The following is a 13,504-nucleotide window of genomic DNA, read 5'->3' as shown; positions in this document are numbered from 1 at the left end:
GGTCACCGGGCAGTTGCGGCCGAGGTCAGTAATCCTCAGGCCGGACGCGGGCGAGGAAGAGGGCGAGCGCGCCGGCGGCTTCGGGCTCGCCGGTGGCGATACGGGCCGCGAGCGCGAGCTGGTCGATGTCAGCGCCGGGAAGCGGACGAGTTCGGCGAGCAGCGCGGCGTGGGCGAGGACCGGCGGCGGCAGGAGACCAGTGGCTTCCTGGCGGGCGGCCGGGTCGCGGTAGTGCCCGAGGCGCGCGGCCAGGGCGTGGGCGAGCCAGGCGTCGTTGTCGGACTGGTTGTACCCGCCGGCTCGCCGGGACCGGCACCACCTCGGCTGACACCGGTCGCCTATGGCAGGCCTACCTGAGGCGCTTCGACATCGAGCACCCCTTCCGCCCGTTCGAACGGACCCTCGGCTGGACAACCCCGAAGAGGCGCACCCCCGAGGCCGCTGACCGGTGGACCTGGCTGGTCCTCACCGCCTACACCCAACTGCGGGTCGCCCGGCCGCCGGCAGCCGATCGGCGTCGACCGTGGGAAAGGCCGGTCTCCTCGGACAAGCCCACTCCCGCCCGGGTCCGCCGGGACTTCCGGCACATCCGCTCCAAGACCGCCTGCCCGGCCAGAGCACCGAAACCTTCCCGCCCCGGCCCCGGACGACCACCAGGCCGTGGCTTCTTCGCGTTGGCGTGAAGGGCAGTTGGCGTGAAGGGCAATGGTCGCCTGCGGGCACCGGTTCGCCATACTTCGCTTCCCGTAGCACACTGGAAAGCAGAAAACCCTTACCAGCCCGGACCTTTACCGCCCAGACACCCGCACCGGGTAGCGGCAGCGATGCACTGGCGGCAGATGGTCACGACGTTTTCGCTGCCACATTCCCCGCCCGGTGTCAGACGCAAGGAGCCTGCCATGGCCGACGTGTGGCTGCCCGGCGCTGTCAGAGCCGATCTCGGGGACCTTGCCCCCTGTGACTCCGCCTTCCCGGCGAAGGCGATCGCGCACATCACCGCGGACCGCGAGGCCACCGCTGCGGCCCCGCAGGACCTCGTGCCGTTCGCCTCCCTCAAGCACTTCTTCACCAGCAGCGGGAAGGACTTGGCACCGCACATCCTGTGGGATCCTTTCACCGGTGCGTTCGCCCAGTTCTTCCCCGCGACATCCCGTAGCAAGTCGCTCAGGGATCTGTCCGGCGGCACGCGCACCAATCGCGCCGGCAAGGTCGTCATCCAGATCGAGGCCCTCTTCTTCCCGCACTGCCGACTCAACGGCACGGTGTTCGCGAAGCTCACGGACACCCCGTGCACGGGCTGGGCCTCGCTGAACGCGTGGGTACGCTCCTGGGGCGTTCCGGACAACTGGCCCATGGGCCGTCCGACCGATTTCACCTCGCACCGCTCTGAGAGTGTGTGGCGGTCCCAGGGCGGCTGGTACGCACACGCGCACGTCCCTGAGAACAACCACGTGGACCCCGGCTCGTGGCCGGCATACGTGGCGGCGCGACACCCAGTCGGGGCCGGAGCTCCGGCCCATCACCACCCCTGAACTCCAGCCGTTTGACTGTTCTTCATTCCTCGGCACCGGCCCGGAAATCGGCACTCACCGCAGTGAGGCTGCGACATCTCGGACTGAACCAGCCATGCATCCGGTCAGCGAGGAGGCAGGCACCATGGTGACCCTCGCTCGATGACCAGACCAAGGCCGCGTAACCCGCCGAGCAGCGTGCTCAGGGATTCCACGGGAACGACGCGGACGACATCCCCGGCTGCGCGCTCAGCTACAACAGTCAATATCTACAACATAGTTGGTGACGACTCCGCCTGCCTCCGTGACAACTACGGTGCTTCGGCTCGTGCGGTAGACCGGCGGATCTGCGCAGCCGGCGGGGCCGCACGCCGCGCGGTCTGTGCCGCCGGCGGGTCATGACCGCCAGAGCCAGGTGTTCTACGGTCCCACCGGCAGGCACAGTCCGAGGTGGAGGCGGGGGACGCTCCGTGCTGGGTCGTCCTGGATCAGACAAGCGCCGCCCGAGACCAGTTGTCCACTTGCGTTCATCCGCAACCGCTGGTCAGGGGAAGTGCTGTCGCATGGCGAGACACGCAGGGACGGTGCGACGGTCAGGCAGCTTCCGTGAGCCGTTCTGGACTGCCACTGGCCTGTGCGGAGGCGACGCCATGACTGTTGGGGACTGCCACTGCAGCGGGCGGTCCGCACGGCGCCTTCCGCGGTCCCCGGCAGCCTGTTCGCAACCTCGAGGCAGAACTCCGCGCCGCCCGTCTGGGAGATGATCGCGCCGAGACGGGCATGCGGCTGGGGGCGGGGGTACAGCCGGTGCATCCAGTTCTGGTATACGGGTGTGATCGAGGAGAACGCGTTGCAGCGTAGCGGCCCGCAGTAGACCTTGTGGAGGTACGTCTCGAAGATCCGCTGCTTGGCCCGGGCCTGTGCCGGTACGAGGTTGTCCGGCAGGAGCGTCACGGGGTATCCACGGTAGGCGATGATGCCGCCTCGCAGATGCAGAGGGAAGCCCGCCATCCGGAAGCACCGCGCTGTCACTCCGTGGTCGCTGTGGTCCGCGCCCCGCGTGTACGTGTGACCGAAAGAAGCGTTGTCGCAGTCCAGGGATGCGCTCGGTCTTCCATCGCCTGGCTAGACCGGTGATCGTTGCGATGAGAGATCGCTCCGTGTATCGCTCCGCGGAGTCGACAGTGCTGATGGAGGAGATCTTGCCGCGAAAAAGCCTCAGGAGACTCTCATGTCGGTAGGCAGAGCTTCCTTCCCCTGTCGCAAGCCCGTCGGGCAGCCGGAAGAAGGAAGCCGAATTTCGGGTCGTTCGCGGAAGAAGAAGGAGGTGATGTGGTGGTGGTTGACTGTGATGGTCTTGGTGACGGTGTGCTGCCCGGAACCGGCCATGGCCGCATAGGCGGCGATCATGCCGTATTCGCGGCTCTTCGGGTAGGGACTGAAGCTGTAAGACTTCCCGGCGTCCCCTGCGGTCAGGTAGACCACGTCCACGGGGCATCCCGCGGTGATGAGCTCCTGGATCTGGGGGTTGATGAAGAGGAGGTCGTCGTCCTCGTGGGCCACGCCGATCATTTCCCGCAGGCAGGAACCCGATGACTTTCCGTACGCATCGCGTCGGGCGGCATCTCCGGAGTGACCGGTTGGTCGAGCCGGTCGAAGGGACGGGACGCAGAGAAGGACCGACCCTGCGACGAGAAGGGGGCACAGGGCGGCCGCGGAAAATGCTGCGGGAGCGGAGATTGCGCTGCTCCCTCCGGGGCTTCTGCTCACGTGCTCAACCTTTCCTGCGCGGTCGCCACCACCGTCCCCGGGCGCCCGCCAAGGATGCTCGGGCGCGGGGCCGCCGGCTTACGCGCTCGCGACTGGCTCAAGGTTTGGCGGTCGCGTTGGAGATGTCCTGGACCCGGTAGTAGCGCGCGATGCAGAGCGCCGGCCACGTCTTGCGACCGTCCACGAACGGCTCGGTCATCTTCCTGATGGAGAGCCGCCTGTACGGAAGAACCCGGGCCCCCGCTGCGGCCTGGGACCGCATCCGCGTGTCCTGCTGGTCCCATGCGCGAGCGCGTGCGGCCATGTCGGAGTTCAGGACCGCGAGCGATGCCCCCAGGCCGAGACAGACGACGCAGTAGGCAGCCACTCCTGCGGTGAGGGCGATGGCTACGCGTCGGCCTCGGCGGTGCCACGCGCGGGCGGCGAGCGCACCTGCGTAGACGAGGAACAAGACATACAGCAGCAGGTAGTCGTTCCACAGGCGCGTCGATGTCATCACGCCGCTGTGGAAGGCGGGGTAGGCGATGACGGTGCAGGCGTAACCGGCGACAAGGAGAACCACGATGCCTGATCGGATCAGCAGCGCCTCGTTGTTCGCGCGGGTGACAGGCTCCGGAGAGACACGCACGAGGAGACAGCCCAGGATGAGGCCGCCGGCGAATGCTCCGAGGTACGGCCAGGCCGTGAGACACCTCAAAGTGATGTAGGCGAATCCGTACCCGGACTCCCATAGGGACGTAGGGTCAAGCATGCTTGATGCGTTCTTCGTCTGGCGCCGATGCAGGGCACCGGGCGACGTGTAGAGGATCAGCGTTCCGAGCACGAGGCCAGCGATTGCGACTGCGCACCACAAGCGGACGAAGCGTCGCCGCGCTGCGGGGATGGCACGGCCGCTGATCATCACCGTGCACCCGAGGGCGACCAGTGAAACCACGGTTGTCTCCTCCGACAGCATCCCCAGTGCCGCTCCCGTCGTGCCGGCGGTGCACAAGGCGAAGGTGCGGCCCCGCAGTGAGGCGGCTTTCAAGACCGGGACGACGGCTGCGCAGGCGAACACCGGGGGCAGCGTGTGGGAAACGGATGCCGCCGGCCAGAAAAACGTCTTATAGGTGTTCAGGGAGCCGAAGAGGAAGACGGCGGTCACCGTGGTCGCCATGAACAACGCTGTTCCGCGCGGCAGCCTTTTTCCCATGGCAGGCAGCGCGGCGGCGCAGAACGCCCACAGCAGCAGAAGAGTCAGCACTCCGCTGGCCGGTGCGAACCACTGCTGTCCGGCGACGTCGAAGCGCGCGTAAGTCCACACGAGAACGGCGTTCATGACGCGCCCGTTGTCCTTGAAATAGAACTTGTCCACCATGGCGGACAGCCCGCCGTCACGGACTATGGGGAGAAAGCACCAGTCATCCCCGCTGGGCCGCACCCAACGGCTGCTCCAAGCCGCGTAGGCGAGCAAAGCCAGTGGCATGACACAGAGCAATACCGGCCACCAGCGTGCCCGTTTCACCAGCATGTCTGTATGCAGGGCGTCTTTGGCCCGCCGACTCCGGACAGTTCTTCCCAGTAGGCGTTCCACGCCCACGCCCGTTCTCCCTTCCGCCGGGTATCGCACGTGACGCCCGTTCGTCGACGTTTCCGGAGCGCTGCAGGCACAGCAAGAGCGCGGCAGTGAAACGCTCAATACGTCCAGCTTGCCACTCGGCGCCGGGAAGCGCAGCCCACCGTGGCATACGCGTGAAATCATCCGGCAATTCACCCGCCCGGCCCCCCTGGGTTGCCGGGCAGCCCGGAGAAGCGCATGGTCGATTACGGCAATGTTGAGGCTGCCCCGATTCGCCGGGAATCCGTATGCCAGAATGCAACATCTCCGTCGTCGTCCCGTGCTACAACGAAGGGGAGGTGATCGACACATTCCACGCCACACTGATGCCTGTCCTGGAGGCGACTCAGCAGACCTTTGAGATCTGTTATATCGACGACGGAAGCAGCGATAACACCCTTCGATGCCTTTGCGCCCTCGCTGCCGGGGACCGTCGCATCCGTTACAGCTCCTTCAGTCGCAACTTCGGCAAGGAAGCAGCGATTCTCGCCGGACTGCGCATGTCCCAAGGCGAGGCCGTTGTCCTCATGGATGCGGACCTTCAACACCCGCCCGGTCTCGTCCCGCACATGCTGCAACTGCACCAGCTCGGTTACGATCAGGTCGTTGCCCGCCGCGACCGTGCGGGAGACGGCGTGGTGCGCAGCCTGATCAGTTCCGCCTATTACCGGGCGATGGGTCACGGCATGGATGTCGACATCATCGATGGAGAGGGAGACTTCAGGCTGCTGTCGCGATCGGCTGTCGAGGCCGTGCTTTCCATGCCGGAGACGAATCGGTTCTCGAAAGGAATTTTCAACTGGATCGGCTTCAAGACCGTCAGTTTCCAGTACCATAACGTCGGTCGCGCAGCTGGTCGATCGAAATGGGGCGGCAGGCGGCTTCTCAACTACGGGATCGACGGTCTCATTTCGTTCAACAACCGTCCGCTGCGGCTGGCCTTCTACGCCGGTCTCGCATTGTCTTCCGCTGCGGCCGTCTATGCGTTGTGGACCATCGTGAATGTTGCTGCGCACGGTGTAGAGGTGCCTGGTTACACCACCCTGCTGACGGTGGTTATCGCACTCGGTGGAATTCAGCTCGTCACGGCGGGCATCGTCGGGGAATACGTGGGACGCATCTACTACGAGGTGAAACGCCGCCCACCCTATATAGTGCGGGCGACGTCCGACGCTCCGCCGCCCGCACAGCCCGCAGACGCTGTCGCCGTGCCGCGCCTCGGGGCGCACCAGCTCGGGCCCCAGTATTCACCTGTCGGCCCAAGAAAGGGGAGCAGAGCGCACACGATGCGCCAGTTCCTCACCTTCGCGGCGATTGGGATCGTCAACACCTCTGTATACCTGACCGTCTACATCGCCCTCAACAGCTGGCTGCCGTACCTCGCCGCCCATTCGATCGGTTTCGCGGTGAGCGTGGTCGGATCATTCTTGCTCAACACCCATATCACCCTCCGCACGAAACCGACCTGGCGTGCGTTCGTCCGCTATCCGCTGTCGAGCATCGTCAATATGCTGGTCAGCGGACTCCTGCTCTTCCTCGGGGTGGACACACTCGGATTGAACAAGAACACCGCCGCCGTGATCGCCGGAGTCATAGCCACCCCGCTTTCCTTCCTTCTGGCCCGCTGGGCGATCGTCTCTGGCGCCCGGGGGCGCCGACCCTCGGCCGCACGGTACGACGCGGCGGCCGGCACGGAGCACGAACAGACGATTGATGCGCGGCGGGAGTACGGGCGCGCGGGCCGCAGATGGTGAAGCGGTCGGGAACGTCACCGACCTCACGGCCCGATGATCCGCCCGCACGCGGGTGCATCTCCTCGTACCAGTCCTGAGCGTTCTTCTTGAGCTTGCGGTGCGGTGGTGTCACCACCCGTCCACCGGTCTACGCGCCCAGGCCCTGGTAGCCGGCATCCTCAAGGATCTCCACCACGGGCCCATCGGCCAAGAACCCGGCCAGCCCCGACTGACGGGCTCGGACGCCAGGCGTCAGCTGGGGCGGTGCTGGGAGGCGGGCTTGCCGGTGCGTCCGCGGAGCAGGACGCGGAGGGTGTTGGCGCTCTCGTAGCCGACGCGGCGCGCGATGGCCTCGATCGTCTGGTCGGTGGTGCGCAAGAGGTGGGTGGCCTGTTCGACGCGCAGGTCCTGGACGAAGCGGACGGGTGAGATGCCGAGGACGGCCCGGGTCGTGCGTTGCAGGGTGCGTTCGCTGACCCCGATCGCGGCGGCGGCGTCCCGTACGCTGAGCGGTTCGTTCAAGTGGGCACGGGCCCAGTGCTCGAACGCGGCAACGGTGGGGTCGCACGCGGCCAGGGTGCCCGTCATGGTGTGGGCGGCCTGGGAGGGCCGTTCGTCGATGACGAGGTAGTTGGCGACCAGGTCGCTCAGCGCGGGACTGCGGCGGCGGATCAGGGTCAGCCCCAGGTCCACATGACCGAAGGCCGCGCCGGCGGTCGTGATGCCGTCGCAGCTGGTTACCATCTGCCGCTGATCGAGCGTCACCAGCGGGTATCGACGTCGGAACAACGGCGCGAGCCACCAGGTGGTGGTGGCGCGGAGGCCGTCCAGGACGCCTGCTTCGGCAAGCAGGAAGCTTCCGGAGCAGGCGGTGGCGATCGGGGTACGCCGGGCGCGGGCGCGGGCGATCAGCTCCCGCGCGGGGGCGGTGCGCGGGCCCGACAGATAGGCCACCAGCTCATCGGGGCGCCGCTCGGCCACGCCGGGGATCAGCAGCAGGTCGCAGTCCTCCACCTGGGCGACGGGCGCGGCAGTGACTTGGTGTCCCGCGCCGGTGCGTACGGTGCCGGTGAAGCCGACCGTGGTCATCTGCCATGCGGGCGGAGGCTGGGGCAGTCGGGTTCGCAGCGTGTTGGCGCAGTGCAGGATGTCGAGGACGGCGGCGAGGCCGGAGTCGAAGACTCCGTCGAGGACGAGCACGGCGACACGCATGTCGGAAACAGTATCGAACATGCCGGATCCGCCACTGCCGAGCCGTGGGCGCGGCCCCATAGCGTCGTGGTGGGTCGGCGGTCGCCGACCGGAGTCGACGAGGTGGGAGCAGCGCATGTCACAGGTGGAATTCCGGGTCCGGGTCGAGGCCGGGCTCGGTCCGAGGATGTTCGCGGCCGCCCCGGAGGTCCACAAGACGGATCTGCTGGCCGTCAAGGTCCCCTGAACCGCCGACGGGCGCGTCGCCGGTACTGTCCCCGCACGCCGCCGGGCTGCCTGACCAGCGCAACCCGGCGGCTCGGTCCCCGCTGCCGCCTCTGTCGGTATGTGGAGGTGCCTGCGAGCGTAGCTGTGTCCTGAGCCTGAGATGTTCCCGCGTCCGACTTCCCGGAGGAAATCCGCATGCCACTGTCGCCCGTCCCGGACTCCCCGCTCGCCCGCGCCGCCGACCAGTTGTTGCGCGCAGCGTGCCCGCCGACGCTGGTGGCCCACTGCCACCGCACCTACCACTTTGGCTCGGCCCTTCTTCACCGACGCAGGCGTTCCTTCGACCCGGAAGCGCTTTTCATAGGCTCCGCCTTGCACGACCTCTCCCTTGTCGAGGCCTATGACGACCCCGTCACCCCGTTCGAACTGCACGGATCCCAGCTGGCCGCACGGGAGCTGGTCTCCCGCGGAGCCTCACCCCGGCTGACTGGGCTGGTACGAGACGCGATCGCCCTTCACCTGCAGGTCGCCACCGCCGACGACCCCCGCCCCGAGGTCGCAGCCGTCCACCTGGGCGCAGCGGCGGACGTCATAGGGCTCCGTCTGGACCAGTTGCCGCCCGGCCTGCTCGCCGACGTCCTCGAACTCCACCCCCGTCAGGGGTTCGCCGCCTACGTCACCGAAGCACTGCGCCGACAGGCCACCGCCAAGGCCGACTCGACCATAGCCACACTGATCGAACACTTCCGGTTCCTCGACCTGGTCGCCGCCGCCCCTTTCGACGACTGAGCCCACCTGGGCTGATGGCGTCCCGCCAGGTGGTGTAGGGGATCAAGTGGCCGGAATCCGCACGCCGCCGCATCCGCGTGTAAGCCAGGGCTTGGGGCGGTTCTCGATGCCCGTGGCGCCGGTCAGGATGCGGGTGGCGTGCGGCTGCTGGACGCTGATGCCGCGGATCCGGTCGCCCTGCGGGAGAGTCGCGGTGGCCTGGCCGGCGGTCGCGGCCGCCCTCCGGCCCGGGGAACGGTGACCGCGCGCCTCGGCGCCCCGGTGGCCTGTGAAACTTTCGTGAGAGGACGGGGCGGTGCCGCGGAAACCGGCGCCCCGAGGGGCAGAGGTCCAGCAGCACTTCCCCGTGGCCTGCGCGGCGCGGCGCTCCAGGCGGTGGCACCGCGTGCTCGCCACCGCCGCCGCGTCGCGCAGGCGAATCCCGCACCGGGCACCGCCGCGTCCGTGGCGCGGACGCCGCTCTGCGCCGGGCGCGCCGCCGTGCCCCGGCGCCGCGCGCCCATCGCCCGGCTTCGCCCCCGTACCGGCATCTTTCCGGCAACATCCTCGAACTCACAGTCCTGAACTGGCCTGTTCGGGGTACTCGCGCGCTTATCGGACGGTGCTCACGGCCCCGTCCCGCCGAGAGAAGCGGATGACAGGAGGTGATCGTCATGTCGTCGAGTACCCAGACCCACGGGCCGGCCCGGCATGCGCCGGATTCGGAGCCGGTGGGCGAGCTCGTGCAGCGTGCTTCGCAGCAACTGACCGAACTGGTACGGGGCGAGCTGCGCCTGGCACAGGCGGAGATGAAGGAGAAGGGCAAGCGGTACGGGAAGGGCGGCGGGCTGTTCGGCGGTGCCGGCCTCGTCGGGTTCCTGATGCTCCAGGCCCTGGTGGCCACCGCGATCGCCGCGCTCGCCGTGCCGCTGCCGGTGTGGGCCGCGGCCCTCATCGTGACCGCGGTGCTCGGTGTCATCGCCGCCGTCCTGGCGCTGACCGGCAAGAAGCAGGTCTCCCAGGCCGCCCCGCCCGCCCCCCAGCAGACCATCGAGAACGTGAAGGCCGACGTGGCCGAGATCAAGGAGAGTGCGCACCGATGACCCAGCCGCCTCACGACGAGCCCACCGCCGGCAGCACGGAGGAACTGCGCGAGCAGGTGGAGGCCACCCGTCACGAGCTCGGAGAGACGGTGGAGGCGCTCGCGGCCAAGACCGATGTCCAGGCCCGCGCCCAGGAGAAGGCCGCGGAGCTGCGGGAGCAGGCCGCCCTCAAGGCCGGGGAGGTCAAGGCCAAGGCCGCCGAGGCGGCGTCCCGCGTGCAGGACAAGCTGCCCGACCCGGTCAAGGAGAAGGTGGCGTGGACCGCCTCGCAGGCCCGGGAAAAGGCCGCGCAGGCAGGGCAGGTGTGGCAGGAGAAGGCGCCCGAGCCGGTGCGGGCCAGGACGGCCCAGGGCGCGCGCGTGGCGCGGGACAACCGCGGCCTGCTGCTGGCGGTCGGCGCGGTGACGGTCGCCGCGTGGCTGCTGTGCCGCAAGAGGTCTTGACCCCGTAGTCGGAGTCGGCAGAGACGAGGGGCCGGTGCGGCGGACCGCCGGCCCCCTTCCGTTCCCGGCCGTGGCTCACGGAGGGCTCCCTGCGATGCCGGCTCGGCGCCCTGCGCCGGTACGCCCCCGTGTCCCGCCGCCCTCCCGGACCGGCGCACCCCGGAGCCGTCCAGGACTCCGAACGGCACGCCTCCGCCGCCGGCGGGTCCGCCCGGCGCACACGCTTCCCCCGGCCTTCCCCCGGCGGGGTGACCCGTACCGCATACCGGGCCGTGCGTGTTCCTGCCCTGGCGGGGGACACGCACTGCATGTCCTCGGTCCAGAACGCACAGCCGGACTCCGCTTCCGGCACCGGGCTCAAGCGAGCTCTCACCACCCCGCTGCTGTATTTCTTCATCCTGGGCGACGTACTGGGCGCCGGGGTGTACGTCCTGATCGGGCAGGTCGCCTCGGACGCCGGCGGGGCCGTGTGGGTGCCCCTGCTCGTCGCCCTCCTGCTCGCCCTGCTGACCGCCGCCTCCTACGCGGAGCTGGCGACGAAGTACCCGCGGGCGGGCGGTGCCTCCCACTACGCGACCAGGGCGTTCGGCCCGTTCGCCGGCTTTCTCGCCGGGTTCTGCATGCTCGCGGCCGGGATCGTCTCCGTCGCCGCGCTGGCCCGGGGGTTCGGCGGCGACTACCTCTCGGCCTTCGTCGACCTGCCCGTGGGCGCCGTCGCCGTCGTCTTCCTCGCCCTGCTCGCCGCCCTGAACGCACGCGGCATCCAGGAATCGACGCGGGCGAACGTGGTCGCCACCGTGATCGAGGTCGGCGGGCTGCTGATCATCGTCGTCCTCGGCGGCTGGCTGCTGCTGCGGGGCGACGGCGACCTCGGGCGGCTCACCCGGGTGGGCAACCCCGGCGACAACGCCGCCGGCGCGGTGCTCAGCGGCTCCGTCCTCGCCTACTACTCCTTCGTCGGGTTCGAGACGTCCGTGAACGTCGCCGAGGAGACCCGCAACCCCCGGCGCTCGTACCCGCGCGCGCTGTTCGGCGCGCTGGCCACCGCCGGGGCCGTGTACGTGCTGGTCGGGATCGCCGCGTCGGCGGCGGTGCCCACGAGCCGGCTGGCCGCGTCGAGCGGCCCCCTGCTGGAGGTGGTCGAGGCCGCGGGCGGCGTGCCTCCCCGGCTGTTCAGCGCGATCGCGCTCGTGGCCGTCGCGAACGGCGCGCTGCTCACCGGCATCATGTCCTCGCGTCTCGCCTTCGGCATGGCCCGCGACGGGCTGCTGCCGTCCGTGCTGACCACCGTGCTGCCCGCCCGCCGCACGCCCTGGGTGGCGATCGCCGCCACCACGGTCCTCTCGATGGCCCTGGCCCTCACCGGAAGCGTGGCCACCCTGGCCTCGACGCTGGTCCTGCTGCTGCTCGTGGTCTTCTTCATGGTCAACGTCGCCGTCCTCGTCCTGCGCCGGGACCGCGGCACGGGGGACCACTTCCGCACGCCGACGGTCCTGCCGGTGCTGGGAGCGGCCTCCTGCGTCCTGCTGGCCACGCAGGTGGAGGCCCAGGTCTGGTGGCGCGGGCTCACGGTGCTCGGGGTGGGTGTCGTGCTCGCCGCGATCAGCCACCGCGCGGCACGCCAACAGGCCGTGACCCGGACCTGAGCCGGACCTGGCCTGGACCTGAGCCGGACCCGAGACGGACCTGACTCGGCGCGGGACACCGGACGGGGGCCGGATCCGGCGACCGTACGCGTTCCCGCGGGGGCGGTGGACCGGTGCGCGTGCGACGGCCCCGGACGCGCCCGTGCGGTGGCCCCGGGCCGGCGGCAGCGGCGCGGGACGCGTTCCGGGGTCGACGGCGCGCGAAACCCGGTCCCGTACCGCGGCGCCCGCTCCCCGTGACGCGTCTGGGAAGCCCTGATGCGCACGAGGGCCGGTGAGGCGGACCGCTCACCTGCCGGCGCAGGCGTTCCCCCGAGCGGTGTGCCCGGGGGAACGCCTGCGCCGTCCTCCGCCGCTAGCGCTCCCCCCGGCCGCGGTTGTCGCGGCGCAGGCGCACCTCGACCTGGTCGCCGACGATCCGGGTGTCGAAGGCCGGCTGCGGCGCGGTGGCGGGGCCGCGTACGTTCAAGCCGTCCGAGAGGCGGAAGACGCTGCCGTGCCAGGGGCACTGCACGCACCCGTCGGCGACCGTGCCCTCGGACAAGGGCCCCGCGAGGTGGCTGCAGCGTTCCGCGAGGGCGTGGATCTCCCCCTCGGCCTCCCGGACCACGAGCACCGGTACGTCGTCGACGACCCGGCGTTCCGGCTGTCCGGCGGCGAACTCGTCGACCGCGCCGACCCGGTGCCAGATGTCGCGCACGACGTGCGGGACCTCTTCGGTGTGGTTGACCCCGGCCGCCTGGCGGTAGGCCAGGTGACCGCCCAGCATGCCGCCGACGCCGACCGCCGTCAGGCCCAGCACGCCGTAGATCCGGCCGGCGCCGTGCCGTCCTTTGACGCGGTAGCCGAGCGAGGTCGCGTACAGGCCGAGGGCGGCCATGTTGGCGAGGGCGTGCACGAACCCGACGCGAGTCTGCTCCCGCTGCAACTGCGACCAGTCGACGGCGCCCGCCAGCGCGGCCGGCGCGGCAGAGGCCAGCCCGACGCCCACCAGCACGCCCGCCTCCCGGGAACGGCCGGGCCACAGGTCGAGAACGGCGGCCGACATCCAGGTGCCGATCGGTACTTGCACCATCAACGGATGCACCGGGTGTCCCAGCCACCTGCCGTGCAGCACGTCCCGACAGCGTCCGAGCGGCAGGGCCCGTACGCCCTTGCCGACGGCGTCGACCACCCGGTCCGCCCTGGAGTCCTGCTCCAGCGCGTCCAGGAACCTCAGCATCCAGTTCTGCCGCGACCGGCGGCGGGGCATTGTGCTCATACGCCCCCGGGTCCCCGTCCGCTTCCGCGGCAAACGGGGACCCGGCACCAGCGGGGTCCCGGCACCGGTGGCGGAGTCCTGCCCGGTGCGGCCGCCGACGCCTCCGGGTTCCCGGGGCTACGGGCCGCGCACTCGGACGCCGGACGGCACACGGTGACCCGGCGCGGGCGACGGCACATGCCCCTTGCCGCTCCCGCGCTCCGGCGGGCGTTCGCCCCGGCCCCACGCTTCCGCGGTCCGAAAGGCGTTGAGG

Annotated in this window: 12 protein-coding genes and 1 pseudogene; 8 read left to right on the top strand and 5 right to left on the bottom strand. The window is 69.8% G+C overall.

Features of this window, described 5'->3' with window-relative positions:
- The 3 genes and pseudogenes from ACZ4K2_RS35495 to ACZ4K2_RS35485 form a co-directional block, all read left to right on the top strand.
- Window positions 1–232: hypothetical protein (locus ACZ4K2_RS35495; RefSeq protein ID WP_467770005.1), on the top strand; the 232-nt coding region annotated here is incomplete at its 5' end.
- A 76-nt stretch (window positions 233–308) separates the two neighbouring features.
- Window positions 309–659 (top strand): annotated as a pseudogene (locus ACZ4K2_RS35490) (NF041680 family putative transposase); the annotation flags it as partial.
- A 240-nt stretch (window positions 660–899) separates the two neighbouring features.
- The gene (locus ACZ4K2_RS35485) at window positions 900–1,532 is read left to right on the top strand and encodes a hypothetical protein (RefSeq protein WP_467480432.1); all 633 of its coding nucleotides are present in this window, start codon (window positions 900–902) and stop codon (window positions 1,530–1,532) included.
- A gap of 399 nt (window positions 1,533–1,931) precedes the next feature.
- Here ACZ4K2_RS35485 and ACZ4K2_RS35480 read toward each other — a convergent pair whose 3' ends face one another.
- The 3 genes from ACZ4K2_RS35480 to ACZ4K2_RS35470 all read right to left on the bottom strand — a co-directional run bounded on the left by ACZ4K2_RS35480 (window position 1,932) and on the right by ACZ4K2_RS35470 (window position 4,638).
- Window positions 1,932–2,324: a ricin-type beta-trefoil lectin domain protein gene (locus ACZ4K2_RS35480; protein ID WP_467770004.1), complete on the bottom strand. Its 393-nt coding sequence runs from the start codon at window positions 2,322–2,324 to the stop codon at window positions 1,932–1,934.
- Window positions 2,325–2,729: 405 nt separating this feature from the next.
- Entirely contained in the window at window positions 2,730–3,074 is a 345-nt protein-coding gene (locus ACZ4K2_RS35475; RefSeq protein WP_467480436.1) for a PIG-L family deacetylase, read from the bottom strand.
- A gap of 304 nt (window positions 3,075–3,378) precedes the next feature.
- Window positions 3,379–4,638 carry a DUF6056 family protein gene (locus tag ACZ4K2_RS35470; RefSeq protein ID WP_467480438.1) on the bottom strand — a complete coding sequence of 420 codons (1,260 nt, stop codon included), beginning with the start codon at window positions 4,636–4,638 and terminating at the stop codon, window positions 3,379–3,381.
- 488 nt (window positions 4,639–5,126) lie between these two features.
- Here ACZ4K2_RS35470 and ACZ4K2_RS35465 point away from each other — a divergent pair, with 488 nt between their 5' ends.
- Window positions 5,127–6,632: a glycosyltransferase gene (locus ACZ4K2_RS35465; protein WP_467480440.1), complete on the top strand. Its 1,506-nt coding sequence runs from the start codon at window positions 5,127–5,129 to the stop codon at window positions 6,630–6,632.
- A 231-nt stretch (window positions 6,633–6,863) separates the two neighbouring features.
- Here ACZ4K2_RS35465 and ACZ4K2_RS35460 read toward each other — a convergent pair whose 3' ends face one another.
- Entirely contained in the window at window positions 6,864–7,823 is a 960-nt protein-coding gene (locus ACZ4K2_RS35460) for a GlxA family transcriptional regulator (protein WP_467480442.1), read from the bottom strand.
- 402 nt (window positions 7,824–8,225) lie between these two features.
- On the opposite strand from ACZ4K2_RS35460, the gene ACZ4K2_RS35455 reads away from it, so the two are divergent.
- From ACZ4K2_RS35455 to ACZ4K2_RS35440, 4 genes are all read left to right on the top strand, one after another.
- On the top strand, window positions 8,226–8,819 hold the full coding sequence (locus ACZ4K2_RS35455; RefSeq protein WP_467480444.1) for an HD domain-containing protein: 594 nt from the start codon (window positions 8,226–8,228) through the stop codon (window positions 8,817–8,819).
- A gap of 653 nt (window positions 8,820–9,472) precedes the next feature.
- The gene (locus ACZ4K2_RS35450; protein WP_467480446.1) at window positions 9,473–9,901 is read left to right on the top strand and encodes a phage holin family protein; all 429 of its coding nucleotides are present in this window, start codon (window positions 9,473–9,475) and stop codon (window positions 9,899–9,901) included.
- A complete protein-coding gene (locus ACZ4K2_RS35445; protein ID WP_467480447.1) occupies window positions 9,898–10,344 on the top strand; it encodes a DUF3618 domain-containing protein in 447 nt (148 codons plus the stop codon). Before ACZ4K2_RS35450 ends, ACZ4K2_RS35445 begins: the two co-directional genes overlap by 4 nt.
- Window positions 10,345–10,652: 308 nt before the next feature.
- Entirely contained in the window at window positions 10,653–11,990 is a 1,338-nt protein-coding gene (locus ACZ4K2_RS35440) for an APC family permease (RefSeq protein WP_467480449.1), read from the top strand.
- Window positions 11,991–12,345: 355 nt separating this feature from the next.
- Here the strand turns inward: ACZ4K2_RS35440 and ACZ4K2_RS35435 are convergent, their stop codons facing one another.
- Window positions 12,346–13,242 carry a Rieske (2Fe-2S) protein gene (locus tag ACZ4K2_RS35435; RefSeq protein ID WP_467480500.1) on the bottom strand — a complete coding sequence of 299 codons (897 nt, stop codon included), beginning with the start codon at window positions 13,240–13,242 and terminating at the stop codon, window positions 12,346–12,348.
- Between the last annotated feature and the right edge of the window lie 262 nt (window positions 13,243–13,504).

Source organism: Streptomyces sp. NPDC025833, from assembly GCF_055558055.1.
Note: the sequence above shows the minus strand (reverse complement) of the source record. Positions and strands in the feature narration are given on the sequence as shown.

Bases quoted from the DNA above. Each gene is read 5' to 3' on its own strand.
- ACZ4K2_RS35485 (WP_467480432.1), top strand. From the start codon at position 900: ATGGCCGACGTGTGGCTGCCCGGCGCTGTCAGAGCCGATCTCGGGGAC.
- ACZ4K2_RS35480 (WP_467770004.1), bottom strand. From the start codon at position 2,324: ATGCACCGGCTGTACCCCCGCCCCCAGCCGCATGCCCGTCTCGGCGCG.
- ACZ4K2_RS35470 (WP_467480438.1), bottom strand. From the start codon at position 4,638: ATGGTGGACAAGTTCTATTTCAAGGACAACGGGCGCGTCATGAACGCC.
- ACZ4K2_RS35465 (WP_467480440.1), top strand. From the start codon at position 5,127: ATGCCAGAATGCAACATCTCCGTCGTCGTCCCGTGCTACAACGAAGGG.
- ACZ4K2_RS35460 (WP_467480442.1), bottom strand. From the start codon at position 7,823: ATGCGTGTCGCCGTGCTCGTCCTCGACGGAGTCTTCGACTCCGGCCTC.
- ACZ4K2_RS35455 (WP_467480444.1), top strand. From the start codon at position 8,226: ATGCCACTGTCGCCCGTCCCGGACTCCCCGCTCGCCCGCGCCGCCGAC.
- ACZ4K2_RS35450 (WP_467480446.1), top strand. From the start codon at position 9,473: ATGTCGTCGAGTACCCAGACCCACGGGCCGGCCCGGCATGCGCCGGAT.
- ACZ4K2_RS35445 (WP_467480447.1), top strand. From the start codon at position 9,898: ATGACCCAGCCGCCTCACGACGAGCCCACCGCCGGCAGCACGGAGGAA.
- ACZ4K2_RS35440 (WP_467480449.1), top strand. From the start codon at position 10,653: ATGTCCTCGGTCCAGAACGCACAGCCGGACTCCGCTTCCGGCACCGGG.
- ACZ4K2_RS35435 (WP_467480500.1), bottom strand. From the start codon at position 13,242: ATGCCCCGCCGCCGGTCGCGGCAGAACTGGATGCTGAGGTTCCTGGAC.